At 74.6% G+C, this 17,097-nt stretch carries 15 protein-coding genes; 9 read left to right on the top strand and 6 right to left on the bottom strand.

The window, feature by feature from the left end:
* Nucleotides 1-53 precede the first annotated feature (53 nt).
* Complete coding sequence (locus GA0070614_RS11525) at nucleotides 54-518, top strand: hypothetical protein (protein ID WP_088975950.1); 465 nt, start codon at nucleotides 54-56, stop codon at nucleotides 516-518.
* Nucleotides 519-572: 54 nt separating this feature from the next.
* On the opposite strand, the gene GA0070614_RS30195 is transcribed toward GA0070614_RS11525, so the two are convergent.
* Nucleotides 573-1,811, bottom strand: a complete 1,239-nt coding sequence (locus GA0070614_RS30195; RefSeq protein ID WP_157744983.1) for a hypothetical protein — start codon at nucleotides 1,809-1,811, stop codon at nucleotides 573-575.
* 106 nt (nucleotides 1,812-1,917) lie between these two features.
* Nucleotides 1,918-2,877, bottom strand: coding sequence for a GNAT family N-acetyltransferase (locus tag GA0070614_RS11510; protein WP_088975947.1), 960 nt, complete (start codon nucleotides 2,875-2,877; stop codon nucleotides 1,918-1,920).
* A 79-nt stretch (nucleotides 2,878-2,956) separates the two neighbouring features.
* Between GA0070614_RS11510 and fdxA the strand changes: the two genes are divergently transcribed.
* The 5 genes from fdxA to GA0070614_RS11485 are packed head-to-tail and all read left to right on the top strand — an operon-like array spanning nucleotide 2,957 to nucleotide 6,736.
* Nucleotides 2,957-3,283, top strand: coding sequence for a ferredoxin (fdxA, locus tag GA0070614_RS11505; protein ID WP_088975946.1), 327 nt, complete (start codon nucleotides 2,957-2,959; stop codon nucleotides 3,281-3,283).
* Nucleotides 3,280-4,395: a succinyldiaminopimelate transaminase gene (gene dapC, locus GA0070614_RS11500; RefSeq protein WP_088979386.1), complete on the top strand. Its 1,116-nt coding sequence runs from the start codon at nucleotides 3,280-3,282 to the stop codon at nucleotides 4,393-4,395. Before fdxA ends, dapC begins: the two co-directional genes overlap by 4 nt.
* Nucleotides 4,396-4,402: 7 nt before the next feature.
* A complete protein-coding gene (locus GA0070614_RS11495; RefSeq protein ID WP_088975945.1) occupies nucleotides 4,403-5,446 on the top strand; it encodes a prephenate dehydrogenase in 1,044 nt (347 codons plus the stop codon).
* A 4-nt stretch (nucleotides 5,447-5,450) separates the two neighbouring features.
* The gene (locus GA0070614_RS11490) at nucleotides 5,451-6,089 is read left to right on the top strand and encodes an SIMPL domain-containing protein (protein ID WP_088975944.1); all 639 of its coding nucleotides are present in this window, start codon (nucleotides 5,451-5,453) and stop codon (nucleotides 6,087-6,089) included.
* Nucleotides 6,089-6,736, top strand: a complete 648-nt coding sequence (locus GA0070614_RS11485) for a nucleoside/nucleotide kinase family protein (protein ID WP_088975943.1) — start codon at nucleotides 6,089-6,091, stop codon at nucleotides 6,734-6,736. Before GA0070614_RS11490 ends, GA0070614_RS11485 begins: the two co-directional genes overlap by 1 nt.
* Here the strand turns inward: GA0070614_RS11485 and GA0070614_RS11480 are convergent.
* Both GA0070614_RS11480 and GA0070614_RS11475 read right to left on the bottom strand, forming a co-directional pair.
* Entirely contained in the window at nucleotides 6,713-9,283 is a 2,571-nt protein-coding gene (locus GA0070614_RS11480) for a hypothetical protein (RefSeq protein WP_088975942.1), read from the bottom strand. The two genes, GA0070614_RS11485 and GA0070614_RS11480, sit on opposite strands and share 24 nt — an antisense overlap.
* Before the next feature lie 91 nt (nucleotides 9,284-9,374).
* Complete coding sequence (locus tag GA0070614_RS11475; RefSeq protein ID WP_088975941.1) at nucleotides 9,375-9,932, bottom strand: sugar O-acetyltransferase; 558 nt, start codon at nucleotides 9,930-9,932, stop codon at nucleotides 9,375-9,377.
* Nucleotides 9,933-10,046: 114 nt separating this feature from the next.
* Here GA0070614_RS11475 and GA0070614_RS11470 point away from each other — a divergent pair, with 114 nt between their 5' ends.
* Nucleotides 10,047-13,436, top strand: a complete 3,390-nt coding sequence (locus tag GA0070614_RS11470; RefSeq protein ID WP_088975940.1) for a S8 family serine peptidase — start codon at nucleotides 10,047-10,049, stop codon at nucleotides 13,434-13,436.
* Between the two features lie 69 nt (nucleotides 13,437-13,505).
* Here the strand turns inward: GA0070614_RS11470 and dapD are convergent, their stop codons facing one another.
* Nucleotides 13,506-14,462, bottom strand: coding sequence for a 2,3,4,5-tetrahydropyridine-2,6-dicarboxylate N-succinyltransferase (gene dapD, locus GA0070614_RS11465; protein ID WP_088975939.1), 957 nt, complete (start codon nucleotides 14,460-14,462; stop codon nucleotides 13,506-13,508).
* Nucleotides 14,463-14,590: 128 nt separating this feature from the next.
* Between dapD and dapE the strand changes: the two genes are divergently transcribed.
* Nucleotides 14,591-15,664 carry a succinyl-diaminopimelate desuccinylase gene (gene dapE / locus GA0070614_RS11460; RefSeq protein WP_088975938.1) on the top strand — a complete coding sequence of 358 codons (1,074 nt, stop codon included), beginning with the start codon at nucleotides 14,591-14,593 and terminating at the stop codon, nucleotides 15,662-15,664.
* Nucleotides 15,665-15,908: 244 nt separating this feature from the next.
* Here the strand turns inward: dapE and GA0070614_RS30190 are convergent, their stop codons facing one another.
* The gene (locus GA0070614_RS30190; protein ID WP_157744982.1) at nucleotides 15,909-16,070 is read right to left on the bottom strand and encodes a hypothetical protein; all 162 of its coding nucleotides are present in this window, start codon (nucleotides 16,068-16,070) and stop codon (nucleotides 15,909-15,911) included.
* 156 nt (nucleotides 16,071-16,226) lie between these two features.
* Between GA0070614_RS30190 and GA0070614_RS11455 the strand changes: the two genes are divergently transcribed.
* Complete coding sequence (locus tag GA0070614_RS11455) at nucleotides 16,227-17,096, top strand: LOG family protein (RefSeq protein WP_088975937.1); 870 nt, start codon at nucleotides 16,227-16,229, stop codon at nucleotides 17,094-17,096.
* Nucleotide 17,097: the final 1 nt, after the last annotated feature.

Raw genomic sequence — 17,097 nt, 5'->3', positions numbered from 1 at the left:
ATTCCTGCCAGAAGGCCCGCCGTCGGGGCGGGCGGTACGGCGGGAGGCGTGCGATGAGGGATCGGTGGCGCGCGATCGGCGTGCTCGCGGGAGCGCTGTTCGCGGTCAACGTGGTGGCCCGGGTGATCATCGAACTCGGCTTCGACGGCAACGACACCGCCGCCGACCGGGTCTCGCTCGGCATGTTCGTGGTGCTCGGGCTGATCCTCGCCGCGGTGGTGTTCGTGCAGGGGCGGGAGCGCCCGGCCGGCAGTTGGGGCGCGGACGTGGCCGCCGCCCTGCTGATCGCGCTGGCGCTGACCGTGCTGGTGGGGCCGTTGCTGGTCGGCGACAACCCGTTCGGCGGGGGCGCCGGGCTCTTCTTCGCCCAGATCTGGCTGTACCTGCTGGCCACCGGCGCCGGTGTCGCCGTCGGCTACCTGATCCTCACCGCGCTCGGCCTCGACCACCGCTCGCAGCAGCTCAAGCGGTACGCCGAGATCAAGGCGGCCAAGCCGCGGCGGGTCGTCCGCCGCTGACCCCGGTCGGTCCGGGCACCGCCCGGCGGGCGGCGCCCGGACCGGATCCGTGGCTCACCGTGCCTCGGCGTCCCGCTCGTGCTCAGTCACGGCGGGCAGCGGCGGGGTGGCGACCGACCCGGTCACCGGGTCGGTGCTGATCCGGGTGCCCTCGGGTGTGACCACCTCGTCCACCTCGCCGCTCTCCGGCGGCACCATGGAGGTCAGCACCCGGTCGGCCGTCTCCATGCTCACCCGGGGCCCGCCGGCGGCCGGTGTCCGCACCGGCTGGCCCTCGGTCCGGGCGGTCTCCTCGCCGGCCCGCTGCCCGGGGACGCGCCGGTCTCCGGCCGGTCCCGCGCCGCTCGCGTCCGCGCCGGACGACCCCGCCGCGCTGTCGGCCGGGGCCGCCGGCAGCGCGGGCCGGGCGGCGGTCGACTCCAGTTCCGCGCGGGGCGTGGCGGCCGTCGCCGCGTCCGAGCCCGGCCGGGGGCGGGACGAGGAGTCCGCCCCGGCCTCCTCCAGTTCCGCCACCCGCCGCTCGACCGCTTCCACCTCCGGCGCCTGCGGCTCCACGTCCGCCAGCTCCGCGGCTCGCCGTTCGACTTCCGCCAGGTCGGTCTCCTGCACCGGCGCGGACCGTGGGCCGCGCGTGTCGGAGCCGCCCCGGGACGTGCTCCCGGCGCGGGACCGGGTGGTCCTGCGGCCTTCGCGCAGCGCGGTGACCAGGGCGTCGACGAGTTCGTCCTTGCGCATGCCGGTGGTGCCGGTGATGCCGCGTCGGCGGAGCCGGTCGCGGAGCTGGTCGACCTTGAGCCGGGCGATCTCGCTCTCGTTCACCTCGGGGGTGTTCGGGGTCTGGTTCCCGGGCCGCCGTCCGGTGTCGTCGCCACGTCCCCGGTCGGCGCCGCCCCGCGAGCCGCCGGCGCTGCCGCCCCGCGAGCCGCCGCCGCTGCCGCCCCGCGAGCCGCCGGCGCTGCGCGAACTGCCGCCGTGTGCGCCGTCGGCCCTGCCCGAGCGGGAGTTGGCGCGTGAGCCCGAACCGTTGCGGGAGGTCGCGCCGGAGCCGTTGCGGGACCGGGTGGTCTTCCGGCCTTCGCGCAGCGCGGTGACCAGGGCGTCGACGAGTTCGTCCTTGCGCATGCCGGTGGTGCCGGTGATGCCGCGTCGGCGGAGCCGGTCGCGGAGCTGGTCGACCTTGAGCCGGGCGATCTCGCTCTCGTTCACCTCGGGGGTGTTCGGGGTCTGGTTCCCGGGGACGTTCTTCGTCGCGGTCGCGCCGCCGGCGCGCCCCGATGCGCTTCGTGTGGCCATCGGGCAGGTCCTTCCTGGTCGGGGTTCCTCCGGGCGCGTCGCGACGTGTCCGGCGTCGCGCCCATGACTTCCCCTACCCCGAGCGACCTGCGGGAACCCACCTGTCTCAGTGCGGGGCGACCCGGGTCAGGTAGGTGTGGTGGGTGGTGAAGCCCAGCGACCGGTAGAGCCCCACCGCGGCCGTGTTGCGCTGCTCCACCTGGAGGAACGCCCGCGTGGCGCCCTCCGCCCGCCCCCACTCGACCAGCGCCCTGACCACCTGGCCGGCCAGCCCGCGCCGTCGCGCCTCGGGCACCACCTCGATCAGGCTGAGCCCGAGCCAGCGGTCCGGCCCGGTGACCGTGCCCCGGCCCATCGCCAGCAGCCTGCCGTCGGCGTACACCTGCGCGAAGCGGACCCGCTCCACGGCGGTGAGCACGTGCCGGGCGGCGTCCGGGAGGCCGCCCTTGCGTCCGGCGGCGACCGCGAGCCAGTCCTCCGACGGCGTGCCGGCCAGCTCGACCGGCGGCACCTCACCGGCGACCGGCGGGGCCGGCGGCACCGCCGCCAGCGGCACGGTCTGCACCAGCACCAGCGGCCGGGCGTCCCAGCCCCGGGCGTCGAGTTCGGCGCCGACCGGTGCGGCCAGCGGGAGCGGGGTGTTCACCATCGCCCGCTGGCCGAGGTCGGCGTACCAGGACTCGACCGCGTCGAGGGCGGCGGGCAGCGGGCGGTCCGGGTCGCCGACCGGCAGCGCCGAGTTGGCCCGGCCGGACCAGCCCGCCGCCGCGCGCAGCAGCCAGTCGCCCAGCCGGCCCCGGACGGCGGCCGGCCAGGCCTCGTCGGAGGCCAGCTCCAGCTCCACCACCGTCGAGGCGGTGGGCCGACGGGCCGGCGGCACCCGCTTGGCGCGGTGCACCTCGTCCAGCGGCACCCGGAGCCGGCCCTGCCCGGTCGCCAGCGTGAGATGCGTCTCGTCCAGCTCGACGAGTTCGCCCAGAGCGTCCGAGAAGAGGGGCCGGCCCGCGCGGATTCCCACCACCCGCCGGACCACGATGCGATGTCCTACATCTTGCTGTCGGAGCACGATCGACCTCCTCCCCGGCGAGATACTAGGCTCTTACCGTCGCGGGTGATCGCGACGAGTCTTGCGGAGGAGAAGACCGGTGACCTACATCATCGCCGAGCCGTGCGTGGATGTGCTCGACAAGGCATGCATCGAGGAGTGCCCGGTCGACTGCATTTACGAGGGCAATCGGATGCTCTACATCCACCCCGACGAGTGCGTCGACTGTGGTGCCTGTGAGCCGGTCTGCCCGGTGGAGGCGATCTTCTACGAGGACGACGTCCCGGAGCAGTGGAAGGACTACACGGCGGCCAACTACGAGTTCTTCGAGGACCTCGGCTCGCCGGGCGGCGCCTCGAAGGTCGGCAAGGTGGAGAAGGACGCGACGTTCGTCGCCGCCCAGCCGCCGCGCGGAGAGGGCCACTGAACCGGCCCGCGCCGGTCTCGGCACGGCTGCCCGAGTTCACCTGGGACACCCTGGACGCCGCGGCCACCCTGGCCGCGGCGCACCCGGACGGTCCGATCAACCTCTCCATGGGCACACCGGTCGACCCGGTTCCCCCGGTGATCCGGCAGGCGCTGGCGGACGCGTCCGACGCCCCGGGGTACCCGCTGACCGCGGGCACCCCGGCGTTGCGCGACGCCATCGCCGCCTGGGTGGCCCGGGCCTGCGGCGCGGGTGTCGACTCGCTCGGCGTGCTGCCGACGATCGGCTCCAAGGAACTGGTCGCCTGGCTGCCCACCCTGCTCGGGATCGGCCCCGGTGACGTGGTCGTGGTGCCGTCGATCGCCTACCCGACGTACGCCGACGGGGCCAGCCTCGCCGGCGCCACCGTGGTGCGCACCGACTCGCTCACCGCGCTCGGCCCGACCCCCCGGGTACGCCTGGTCTGGGTCAACTCGCCCGGCAACCCGACCGGCCGGGTGCTGCCCGCCGCCCACCTGCGCAAGGTGGTCGACTGGGCGCGCGAGCGCGGCGCGGTGGTGGCCAGCGACGAGTGCTACCTGCCGCTGGGCTGGACGGCCGACGCCGAGCCCGTCTCGGTGCTCTCACCCGAGGTCTGCGGCGGGTCGTACGACTCGGTGCTGGCGGTGCACTCGCTCTCCAAGCGCTCCAACCTGGCCGGCTACCGGGCCGGCTTCGTCGCCGGTGACCCGGCGCTGGTGGCCGAGCTGCTCAAGGTCCGCAAGCACGCCGGGATGATCGTGCCGGCGCCGGTGCAGGCCGCCATGGTGGCCGCGCTGGCCGACCAGGCGCACGCCGACGAGCAGCGGGAACGCTACCGGGCCCGGCGGGAGACCCTGCTCGCCGCGTTCACCCGGGCGGGCTTCACCGTCGAGCACTCCGAGGCCGGGCTCTACCTCTGGATGACCCGGGGTGAGGACTGCTGGGCCACCGTCGACTGGCTGGCCCGCCGAGGCATCCTGGTCGCCGCCGGCGCCTTCTACGGCCCGGGGGGCGACCGGCACGTGCGGGCGGCGCTGACCGAGTCGGACGCGCACGTCGCGGCGGTCGCCGCGCGCCTCGCGCAGGGCTGATCCACCGATGGCCGGGGCCGACGCGCGGCTGCGGGCGGCGGTGGTCGGCACCGGCCTGATCGGCGGGTCGGTGCTGCTCCGGCTGCACGCCGCCGGCCTGGACGTCACCGGCTGGGATCCCGACGGGGCGACCCGGCGGCGGGCCCGGGAGATCGGCGTACCCACTGTGGAGCGGTTGGTCGACGCGGTGGCCGACCGGGACGTGGTCTTCCTCTGCGGGCCGCTGCCCACCCTGCCCGCGACGCTTGTCGAGGTGGCCGCGGCGACCGCCGAGGACTGCCTGCTCACCGACGTCGGCAGCACCAAGGCGGAGCTGGCGGCGTTCGCCGCCGCGCAGGGGCTGACCCATCGGTTCGTCCCCGGGCACCCGATGGCCGGCACGGACCGGGCCGGGCTCACCGCGGCGCTGCCCGACCTCTTCCACGACGCCGCCTGGGTGCTCTGCCCGGCCCCCGGCCCGGGCCTGACCGCGTTCCGCCGGCTCGCCGCGCTGGTCATGGACGTCTTCGCCGCCCGGGTGGTGCCGATGGCGGCCGACCGGCACGACGCCGTCGTCGCCCTCGCCTCACACGTGCCGCACCTGCTCGCGGGGGCGCTCGCCGGGGCGGCCGAACGCTCGCCGCTGCGCGACGCGGTCCTGGCCCTGGCCGCCGGCAGCTTCTCCGACGGCACCCGGGTCGCCGGGACGCCACCGGAGCGGACGGCCAACATGCTGCTCGGCAACCGGGCGGAGGTGCTGGCCGCGCTGGACTCGGTGACCGCCGTGCTGGACGAGCTGGCCACCGCGCTGCGCGCCGGGGACCGGGCCGCCCTGACCGCCCGGCACGCCGAGGGGCGCGACGCCCGGCTGGCGCTGGCCGGCCGGCCGACGGTCGAGGTGCGGCGGACCTTTCCACCGGCCGGCGGGGACGAGGAACTGCGGTTCCTGCACGAGCTGGGCGCGGCCGGCGGCTACCTGGACGGCTGCCGCAGCACCGGGGACGGGGTGGAGTACTCGGCCCGCCGGTTGCCGGCGGAACCGGGCGACCGGCCCGCCGCCCCGTTAGGGTGAGGGCGTGGCGGACGGACCGGTCGTGGCGGTACGGGGCGAGGCGTACCGGGAGGTCGCCCCGGAGCTGGCCCGCTTCCGGGTGACCGCGACGGCGCGCGAGCGGGACCGTCAGGCCACCCTGACCCGGCTCGCCGAGCGGGCCGCCGCCGTCCGGGTGCTGCTCGACGAGCACGACTCCGCCGTGGACCGCCGGGAGACCGGCGAGCTGCTGGTGCGCCCCGAGACGAACCGTTCCGGCGAGCGGGTGGTCGGCTACCACGGCAGCGTCACCACCACGGTCACCGTCACCGACTTCACCGCCCTCGCCGAGCTGATGCTGCGCCTGGCCGACCAGGAGCAGGTCGAGGTCGCCGGGCCCTGGTGGTCGCTGCGTCCGGACAGCCCGGTCCACCGGGAGGCCCGGCACGCCGCGATCGCCGAGGCGCTGCGCCGGGCCCGGGAGTACGCCGAGGCGCTGGGCGCCCGGGTGACCGCGCTGCTGGAGCTGGCCGACACGGACGAGGGGTTCGGCGGGACGGGTGGCGGGATGGCGTTCCGCGCCATGTCCGGCGGGCCGCCCGAGCTGGAGCTGGACCCGCAGCCGCAGACCGTGCACGCGGTGGTGCGGGCCCGGTTCACGATCAGCGAACCGGTCCTGTCCTGATGCCCGAGGCGTCCGTGCTCCCGCTGGCCGATCTGGTGGCCCGGGCCCGTGCCCTGGCCGAGGCCGGTCCCCGGCAGCTGCTCGGCATCGCCGGCGCGCCGGGGGCGGGCAAGTCGACCCTCGCCGAGCGGATCGTGGCCGCGGTCGGCCCGGCCGCCCGGCTGGTCCCGATGGACGGCTTCCACCTGGCGCAGGCGGAGCTGGAACGGCTGGGCCGCGCCGGCCGCAAGGGGGCGGCGGACACCTTCGACGCCAACGGGTACGTCTCGCTGCTGCGCCGGTTGCGCCGGCTGGAGCCGAGCGCCGTCTACGCGCCGCTGTTCCGGCGGGACATCGAGGAGCCGGTGGCCGGGGCGATCGAGGTGCCGCCGTCGGTCCGGCTGGTGGTGACCGAGGGCAACTACCTGCTGCTGACCGATTCACCCTGGGACGAGATCCGGTCGCTGCTGCACGAGGTGTGGTTCCTCGACCTGGACGTCCAGCTGCGGCTGCGCCGGCTGGTCGCCCGGCACCAGGCGTACGGGCGGTCGCCGGCCGAGGCGGCGGCCTGGGCGCACGGCAGCGACGAGGCGAACGCCGCCCTGGTCGCCGGCACCGCCCGCCACGCGGACCTGGTGGTACGGCTAACCGATCCGCTGCCGGGGTGAGGGGATGTGCCGGCGCAGCAGCCGGGCCACCAGGGCACGTTCCCGCAGGAACTCCACCGCCTCCGGGTAGCCGCTGTGGTTGCGGATCGGCGGGTCGGCGACCTCCCCGCCGCTGGGGTGCAGCGCCTCCGGATCGGCCACCGGGACGTCCCGTTCGCCGGCGTTGACCTGCCAGCCCAGCGGGTCGGTGTCGCGCCAGAAGTTGGTCCAGGCGACGTGCCCGCCGGGCCAGGTGAGGGTACGGGCGAGCACCCGCAGCCGCTCCGGCCCGAAGTACGCCGGGAAGACCCGACCGTAGAGGCGGGTGAGCTGGCAGCCGTAGGAGAAGAACCAGATCCGCCGCCGCCAGCGCGCCGGTAGCTGGAGCAGCATCGAGGCGCAGATGACGGTGCCCTGGCTGTGCCCGGAGAGGATCACGCCGTCCATCCGGCGGGGGTCGTGCTCGGTCAGCGCGAGCAGCCCGGCGATCCGGGTCTGGAGTTCGGGGACCGCGCGTTCGGCGTAACTGGGCGGGGCGAGCGGGTGCGCGGCCCGGGGCCAGAAGGTGCCGACGTCCCAGATGACGCCGACCGAACGGCGTACCCCTTCGCTGCGGTAGACGAGCAGGCCCAGGGCGGCGACCACCACCGGCAGCCAGCCCAGCAGGGCGTCGCCGACGTCGGCGACGGTGTGCAGCGCGGCCTGCCACCCGCCGGACGGTTCCGGGGTGGGGTGGCTGCGGGACAGGGTGGCGGCGCAGCAGAGGGTCACCAGCACCACCGACACCGTGGCGTAGCAGCCGACCAGCCGTACCGCGTGTTCGCCGACCAGCCGGTGCAACGCCTGGTAGCTGCTCACGTCGCGGCAGCGGCGCAGGTCGTGGGCGGAGAGGGCGACGCCGGAGCCGGTGAGGCGGGCGTACTCCTCGCGGCGCAGCGCGTGGAAGATGACGGTGGCCCGGACCAGGGTGCCGGCGAGCGCGGCCGTGGCGACGGCGAAGGCCAACCCGGCCCAGAACACCGCCAACGGCGGCACCACCGGGGAGGGGCCGCGGGGATCGGCGTCGCCGTTGAGCCGGTCGCTGACCCAGTAGAGCAGGCCGGCGCAGTAGGCGATGGCCATCATCCAGCCGAAGCCGGCGATCAGCGCGGGTCCGCGTCCGCCCCAGGCCAGGTCGGTGTGCGGGCCGAGCGGCTGCTGCTCGAATTGGGCCCGGGTGCGGGGCAGCAGCAGTCCGGTGGCGGCGACCGCGACGGCCGGCACGGCCAGCATCCAGACCTGCAGGCCGTCGGGGGCGACCGGGGCGCCGGGCAGTCCGACCTCGGTCCAGGCCACCGCGACGGGCAGCAGCGCGCCGCCCACGGCCGGGGCGAGCAGGGCCCGCCGGCCGGAGCGGCTGACCGCGCCGATGCCGATCAGCAGCAGCACCTGGTACGTGGCGAGCCAGGCGACGGCGGTGTCGAACCCGGGCAGCGACCGGTCGTCGAGGCAGCCGGGCAGGTCGGGGTGGTGGCGGCAGCCGGTCGGCGGGCGGTACTCGGCCAGCGGGCGGCCGGCGGGCCCGTCGGGCAGCATCAGGAGCAGGAAGGTGCCGGCGAGTCCCACGCCGGTGAGCAGGGCGACGGTGGCGCTCCACCGGCCGAGCGGGGTGGCCCCCTGGCGTCGGGTCAGCCAGCGGCGGCCGACGGCGACCACGGCGATCAGCACGACCGCGGCGAACGCGCCGATGGTCGGCCAGGCGAGCGCCGCCCGTACGCCCTGCGGCGGGTCCATGATCAGTACCGCCTGCAGCGGCACCGCCGCGGCCGCCACCGCCCCGACGCAGAGGTGCAGCACCGCCGCCCGGCGCAGCTGTCCCTCGCCGCACCAGAAGGTCGGGTCCTGCAACGGGTTCTCCAGCGGCTCGGCGTCCGGCTCGGCGTCGTCGCGGGGCGCCGGGCGGGGCGGGGCGGGCATCTCCGCCTCGTACTGGTAGGTGCGCCAGGCGACCGCGCCGAGCGCCGCGAGCACGGCCAGGGGGAGCAGCAGACCCACGGCGAGCGCGTGGGTGTCCTCGCGCCACCAGCCACGGCCGAGGAACTCCCAGGGGCCGGGGAGGTGGCGCAGGCAGTCGCGGTCGACGCACTGCCAGGCGATGAGGTCGACACCGATCCCGGTGGCCGTGATCACCAGGGTGACGGTGAGGCTCAGGCAGAACAGCCGGATCAGCCAGGCGGTGATGCCGGAGCGGCTGCCCCAGCGTTCCCGGTCCGGGTCGGGCGGGATGCCGGGCCGGGCGTGCAGGGCGACGTTGGCCAGCGCGAAGGGCAGCAGCAGTGTCCACAGGGCACGTTCGATGTCGCGGGCGGTGCGCGCGCCGGAGGTCAACTGCCCCCAGCTGTACGCCTCGACGGTGATCGGGTCGTCCCGGCCGGCCGTGGTGGAGCGGTAGAAGCCGGTGACCTCGCCGCCGGCCACCAGCCACGGCTGCGGGCCGTCGCCGCCGGGTTCCGGGCGCAGACCGAGGAGTTGGTCGGGCGGGGTGTTCGACACACCGTGCACCCGCAGTTCGAGTACCCGATCACCCATAGGTGCCCCCTGGTGGTGAGGTCACTACCCAGAGTGCATCGAATTGTCCGCTCCGGCCACTGTGCAGACCGATGTTTGCGCAGGTCAGTGACTATTCCAGGGTCCGCACCACCCGGGCGGGGTTGCCGACGGCGACCACGTTGGGTGGCAGGTCCCGGGTCACCACGGCACCGGCGCCGACCACCGTGTTCTCACCGACGGTGACACCGGCGAGCACGATGGCCCCGCCGCCGAGCCAGGCGTTGTCGCCGATGGTGATCGGTTTCGCCGCTTCCCACTTGTCCCGGCGGGGGCCGGGCTCGACCGGATGGGTGGGGGTGAGCAGTTGCACGTTCGGTCCGATCTGGACGTCGGCCCCGATGGTGATCCGGGCGACGTCGAGGAAGACCGCGTTGAAGTTGACGAAGCTGCGCGGGCCGATGTGGACCTGCCAGCCGTAGTCGCAGTGGAACGGCGGGCGGATCCAGGTGTCCTCACCGAGGGAGCCGAGCAGTTCGCGCAGGGCGGCCAGCCGTTCCTGCGGGTCGGACGCGGGGCTGGTGTTGAAGCGTTCCGTCAGCCGGGCGGCGCGGTCGAGGTCGGCGATGATCTCGGGCTCGTTCGCGATGTACGGCTCGCCGGCGAGCATCCGGTCCCTCATGGACGTCATCGGTCGATCGTGCCCGACGGGGGCTGCGGACCGTGCCCGGACCGTCATTTTCTGTACTTCCAAATACATACTCGGTATGTAATTCTGGTCTCCGTCAATGCGACTCCCGTAGTGATGACGCTCCACGAGGAGGATCCGTTGCACAGAAGAAGGAAGACGGCCGTACTCGGCCTCGTGCTCGGTCTGGCGGTGACCGCGCCGGCCGCTCTGCCGGCCACCGCCTCGGCCGCCCCGGCGGCCGGGGACCCGGCCGCCCGACCGGCGGCCGCGCCCACCAGGCCCGCCAAACCCACCACGGTCACCCTGGTCACCGGGGACCGGGTCACCGTCACCGCCGACGGCAAGGCCGCCGTGCGACCCGGCCCCGGCCGCGAGGACCTGCGATTCGTGGTACGCCGCGAGCGCGGACACCTGTCGGTGACGCCGCAGGACGCCGTCGCGCCGATCCGGGCCGGGCAGGTCGACCGGCGGCTCTTCGACGTCACCGGGCTGATCGCCGCCGGGTACGACGACGCCCGCCGCGACGACCTGCCGCTGCTGGTGTCGTACGCCTCCGGCGGGGCCCGGCGCGGCGTGGCCGCGCTGCCCGGCGCGCGGGTGACCCGCGACCTGCCGGCGATCCGGGGCGCGGCGGTGACCGCCGGCAAGTCCTCCGCCGGCGCGGTCTGGTCCACGGTCACCACCGGCCCGGCCGGTGCGCGGCTCGGCGCGGCGGGGGGCGTCGAGCGGCTCTGGCTCGACGGCCGACGCACCCCCACCCTCGACCACACCGTTCCCCAGATCGGCGCGCCCACCGCCTGGTCCGCCGGCCTCACCGGCAAGGGCGTGACCGTGGCGGTGCTGGACACCGGCGTCGACGCCACCCACCCCGACCTGGCCGGCAAGGTCGCCGAGGCGCGCAACTTCGCCGAGACGCCCGACACCCGCGACACCGTCGGGCACGGCACGCACGTCGCCTCGACCATCGCCGGCAGCGGCGCCGCCTCCGGCGGCCGGTACAAGGGCGTGGCGCCGGACGCCACCCTGCTCGACGGCAAGGTCTGCGAGGAGTTCGGGTGCAGCGAGTCGGCCATCCTGGCCGGCATGCAGTGGGCCGCCGTCGACAAGCGGGCCGCGGTGATCAACATGAGCCTCGGCGGGTGGGACAGCCCCGACGTCGACCCGCTGGAGGAGGCGGTCGGCACGCTGACCGCCGAGACCGGCACGCTCTTCGTCATCGCCGCCGGCAACGACGGATCCGACGGGTCCGTCGGCTCGCCGGCCAGCGCCGACGCCGCGCTCGCGGTGGGCGCGGTGGACCGCGACGACAACCTCGCCGAATTCTCGAGCCGGGGGCCCCGGGTCGGTGACGACGCGCTCAAGCCCGACATCACCGCGCCCGGCGTGGACGTGGTGGCCGCCCGTTCCGCCCACGGGCAGATCGGCGACCCGGTGGGGGAGCGCTACGTCAGCCTCTCCGGCACCTCGATGGCCACCCCGCACGTGGCCGGCTCGGCGGCGCTGCTGGCCCAGCAGCACCCGGACTGGAAGGCCGGTCAGCTCAAGTCGACCCTGATGGCGGCGGCGAAGCCGCACCCGGCGCAGACCTCGTACCAGCAGGGGGCCGGGCGGGTCGACCTGACCCGGGCGATCACCCAGCAGGTCACCAGTGACCCGGTGAGCGTCTCCTTCGGTCGTACCCAGTGGCCGCACGACGACGACGCGCCGGTCACCCGGGCGGTCGCCTGGCACAACGCCGGCGCCACCCCGGTCACCCTCGACCTCACGGTCGAGGCGAGCGGGCCCGGCGGGCGGGCCGCCCCGGCCGGCATGTTCACCCTCGGCACGAACCGGATCACCGTGCCGGCCGGCGGCCGGGCCGAGACCACCATCACCGCGAACACCCGGCTGGGCGACGCGGACGGCTACTGGACCGGCCGGGTGCTCGCCCGGTCCGGGACCCAGGTCGCGGTCACCCCGCTGGCCGTGCACAAGGAGGTGGAGAGCTACACGCTGCGGCTGACCCACCTGAACCGTGCCGGTGCGAAGGCGGCCGAGGTCTGGACCTCCCTCGCCGGACTGGAGACCACCGGCGTCTGGGACGCCAGCGGCGCCGACGGGACCGCCGAGGTGCGACTCCCCAAGGGCCGGTACGGGCTCAACTCGCTGATCATCGAGCCGGCCCCGGAGGGCGAGACGCCCGGGCTGACCATGCTGGCCCGGCCCGAGCTGGTGCTCGACCGGGACCTCACGCTCACCCTGGACGCGCGGACGGCGAAGCCGGTACGCACGACGATCCCGCAGGCCGGGGCCAGCCCGCTGCTGATCGACATCAGCGCGATCTTCTTCGCCGCCAACGGCGACGTCTACGGCTTCGGGCTCTGGGCCGACACCTTCGAGGGGCTGACCACCGGCCAGGCCGGTGGGAGCACCGTCTCGGACGAGCAGTTCGTGGCGACGGTCAGCAGCCAGTGGGCCGACGCGGAGGCGGCGAGCAGCCCGTACCTGTATGCGTTGAGCGAGGCGATCCCGGGCCGGATGCCCACCGGCTTCGTCCGCGACTACCGGAAGAAGGACCTGGCCACCGTGGTGCACAAGTTCCACGGGGGCTACTCCGGGCTGGTGGCCGAGCGGTACGTCATCCCCGAGCTGGAGTACAACACCGGCGGGTCGGCGATCATCCTGCCCGTCACCGTGCCCGGCCAACGGGTCGAGCACTACAACACCAAGGGGGTGCGCTGGGAGTCCGAGATCGACTTCGGGTCGGTCAACCCCGACGAGCCCTGGCTCGACGTGAAGGCCGCGCTCTTCTCCACGCCGACGGCGTACCGGGCCGGCCGGACGGTCCACGAGCACTGGAACCAGGCGCCGTACGGGCCGTCGTTCCCGACGCCGCGCTGGCCGGACGAGAGCGTCAGCAGGCTGGGTGACACCATCTTCGTCGGCATGCCGGTCTTCAGCGACGCCGCCGGCCACCCCGGCGGATCGGTGACGGACAAGGAGGGCACCCGGCTCTGGCGTGACGGCAAGCTGGTCGGCGAGTCCCCGTACGCCGGCTACGGCCAGTTCGAGGTGCCCGCCGGCGCGGCGGACTACAAGCTGTCCGTCTCGGCGAGCCGCAGCTTCACCGACCTGAGCACCGAGGTCGAGTCCACCTGGACCTTCCGCTCCAAGCACGTGGCGGGCGAGGACCCGGTCCGGCTGCCGCTGTCGTCGATCCGCTTCACGCCGCCGCTGGCCGGGGACAACAGCGCCAAGGCGGGCCGACTCCTGCCGATCCCGGTCGAGGTGCGGCGCCAACCCGGCGCGGGCACCGCGACGGTGGAGAAGCCGACCGTCGACGTCTCGTACGACGGTGGGAAGACCTGGAGCAAGGTCAGCGTGCTGCGGCTGCCGCGCGCCGGCTGGGTGGCGATGGTCAAGCACCCCGCCACCGGTGGGTACGCGTCCCTGCGGGCCACCGCCCGGGACACCGACGGCAACACGGTGTCCACGCGGATCATCCAGGCGTACCGGCTGAAGTGAGTGATGCCTCCGGGCCCGCCCGCGCGGGCCCGGAGGCAGCGGGGTCGGGGCGTCGTGCCCCGGCCCCGCTCAGTCGTTGGCGTGCAGGGCGGCGTTCAGTTCGATGCCCCGGCCGGTGCGCGGCCTGGCCTCCAGCGCGCCGGTCACCGAGTTGCGCCAGAAGAGCAACCCGGCCACGCCGGAGAGCTCCCGGGCCTTGACCACCCGGCCGTCCGGCAGGGTGATCTTCGAGGCGGCGGTGATGTAGCAGCCCGCCTCGACCACGCAGTCGTCGCCGAGGGAGATGCCGACGCCGGCGTTCGCGCCGATCAGGCTCCGCTCACCGATGCTGATCTTCTCGGTGCCACCGCCGGAGAGGGTGCCCATGATCGAGGCGCCGCCGCCGATGTCGGAGCCGTCCCCGACCAGCACGCCCTGCACGATGCGTCCCTCCACCATCGAGGTGCCCAGCGTGCCGGCGTTGAAGTTGACGAAGCCCTCGTGCATCACGGTGGTGCCGGCGGCGAGGTGCGCGCCGAGGCGCACCCGGTCGGCGTCGGCGATCCGTACGCCGGAGGGGACCACGTAGTCGGTCATCCGGGGGAACTTGTCCACCCCGTACACCGCCAGGTGGCGGCCGGCGGCCCGCTCGATCACCCGCAGCTCGTCGACCCGCTCCGGCGGGCACGGCCCGGCCGAGGTCCAGGCGACGTTGGCCAGCTTGCCGAAGATGCCGTCCAGGTTGAGCTCGTTGGGCCGGACCAGGCGGTGGGAGAGCAGGTGCAGCCGCAGGTACGCGTCGGCGGCGTCCTTGATCGGGTCGTCCAGCGAGCCGATCACGGTGACCACCTCGACGGTACGCAGGCCGGGCAGCGCCCGCTCGCCGATCGCGCCCGGCGGCAGGTCGAGCACGTCGGCCTGGTCCTCGCCGGGGACCAGCGGCAACTCGCCGAGTCCCAGCTTGCCGGTCGGGTACCAGGTGTCGAGCACCTGATCCTCAGCCGTGATGGTGGCCAGGCCGATGCCCCAGGCGGATCCGGACGTCACAGCACTCCCTCTCGTTCGCGACCGCGGGCTCGTGGGCTCCTCGCGCCCGCGTGACCGGGTGTCGCACACCGGCCGCCCGGGAACGCTCACTCCTCGCGCCCACCGATCCTGAAGGTACCGTGCGAACCATGGAGAACCCGCTGACCCCCGAGGTCCTGGCCGATCCGGTGGCCCTGACCCGCGCACTGGTCGACATAGAGTCCGTCTCCCTCAACGAGAAGGCGATCGCCGACTGCGTCGAGGAGGTGCTGCGGAAGGTGCCCCACCTGACCACCTTCCGGCACAGCAACACGGTGATGGCCCGCACCGACCTGGGCCGGTCCTCCCGGGTGGTGCTCGCCGGCCACCTGGACACGGTGCCGCTGAACGACAACTTCCCGTCGACGATGCGCGGCGACCTGATGTACGGCTGCGGCACCTCGGACATGAAGTCCGGAGTGGCGTTCGCCCTGCACCTGGCGGTCACCCTGCCCGACCCGCGCTACGACGTGACCTACTTCTTCTACGAGGCCGAGGAGATCGAGTCCCGGTACAACGGGCTCACCCTGGTCGCCGAGGCGCACCCGGAGTGGTTGCAGGCGGACTTCGCGGTGCTGCTGGAGCCGACGTACGGCATCGTCGAGGCGGGCTGCCAGGGCACCATGCGGGCGGTCGTCACCACGCACGGCGAACGGGCCCACGCCGCCCGGTCGTGGCACGGGGTGAACGCCATCCACGGCGCGGGCGAGGTGCTGCGGCGGCTGGGGGAGTACCAGGCCCGGCGGGTGACCATCGACGGCTGCGACTACCGCGAGGGCCTGAACGCGGTCCGGATCAACGGCGGGGTCGCCGGCAACGTGGTCCCGGACCGGTGCGAGATCGAGATCAACTACCGGTACGCCCCGGACCGTGACCCGGCGGCGGCCGAGGCGCACCTGCGCGAGGTGTTCGCCGGCTTCGACCTCGCGGTGACCGACGCGGCGGCGGGCGCGCGGCCCGGCCTGGACGCGCCGGCCGCGCAGGAGTTCCTGGCGGCGGTGGGCGCCGCGCCGATCGGCAAGCTGGGCTGGACGGACGTGGCCCGCTTCGCGGCCATGGGCATCCCGGCGCTGAACTTCGGCCCCGGCGACCCCAACCTGGCCCACCACAAGGACGAGCACGTCGAGATCACCAAGATCCGCGACGGCGCCGCCACCCTCCACCGCTGGCTCTCCCCCCTCTGACCGACACCCCGCCCGTCCGGCCCGTCCGGCCAGCCCCGCCTCGGTGATCAAGAAGTTTGCGGCACGGGATGCGCTCCCTCGGGACCAGAACTTCTTGATCACCGACCGGTGGACCGGCGGGTCGGCCGGAGCAGGGGGCCGGGATGCGGGGCGGGTGGGTGGGACGGGTGAGGCCCCGGCGGTCGTGGGACCGTGCGGGGCCTCGGTGGGTGGCCGGAGTCGGCCGGAAGACGGCGCGTCCGGGTCAGACGCTGGTGAGCAGGGAGTTGTCGGTGGGGTCGGTCGACTCGGCGGCGGGTTCCGCCGGGGACTCCAGTTGACGGGCGCGGCGGCGCTCGGCCACCACGTCGCGGATGCGCCGCTGCATCTGCCGGCGGATCCGCATCCGCTCGTTGTTGCTGATCACGCTGTGCTCCTCCCCCGAAGGCGCGCGCCGGGGCATACCCGGTATGTGAATAGTAAGACGTACGAGCGAGCGAATTAGTTGCCCAAGATCGCGAACTTTTTCGTCGGGTCGTCGCCCAGGTCACTCCGGAGGTGCCGCTCCACTACGGTTGCTCCCATGAGCGAGAGCAACGGGCGGCAGCCGGGCCGCGATCCGGAGCGGCACCGGGGCGCCGTCACACTGCGCCGCGGCGCGATCCCGACCAGCACCGCCGATCAGCGACTGCTCGACTCGCGCAGCCGCGGCGACTGGAAGACCAAGGACGCCTGGCGGGCGCTGCGGATCCTCTCCGAGTTCGTCGAGGGGTTCGACACCCTGGCCGACCTGCCGCCCGCGGTCAGCGTCTTCGGATCCGCCCGCAGCAAGCCGGAGAGCCCCGAGTGCCGGCTGGCCGAGGAACTCGGCGCCGCGCTGGCCCGAGCCGGGTACGCCGTGATCACCGGCGGCGGGCCGGGCGTGATGGAGGCGGCCAACCGGGGGGCCAGCGAGGCCGGCGGGCTCTCCGTCGGGCTCGGCATCGAACTCCCCTTCGAGCAGGGGCTCAACGACTGGGTCGACCTGGCCATCGACTTCCGCTACTTCTTCGCCCGCAAGACCATGTTCGTCAAGTACGCCCAGGCCTTCGTCGTGCTGCCGGGCGGCTTCGGCACGATGGACGAGCTCTTCGAGGCGCTCACCCTGGTGCAGACCGGCAAGGTCACCCGGTTCCCGGTGGTGCTGATGGGCACCGCGTACTGGAGGGGGCTGATCGACTGGCTGCGCGACACGATGGCCGCCGAGGGCAAGATCGGGGCGGTCGACCTGGACCTGATCTGCCTCACCGACGACGTCGCCGCCGCGGTGCGGCACATCGTCGAGGCGGAGGCCGCCCTCTCCGCCGAGCAGGAGGCGGTCCGCGAGGAGGCCGTCGCGGTGGCCGCCGCCGACCAGCGCGCCGCGCGGCGGGCGTCGGACGGCCGGGCCGCCGGGGACGGGCGGGAGGGCTGAC

Origin of the sequence: Micromonospora coxensis, assembly GCF_900090295.1 — a bacterium.
In the GTDB taxonomy this organism is placed as follows: domain Bacteria; phylum Actinomycetota; class Actinomycetes; order Mycobacteriales; family Micromonosporaceae; genus Micromonospora; species Micromonospora coxensis.
The sequence above is the reverse complement of the archived record's forward strand: the minus strand, read 5'-3'. Positions and strand labels throughout refer to the sequence as shown.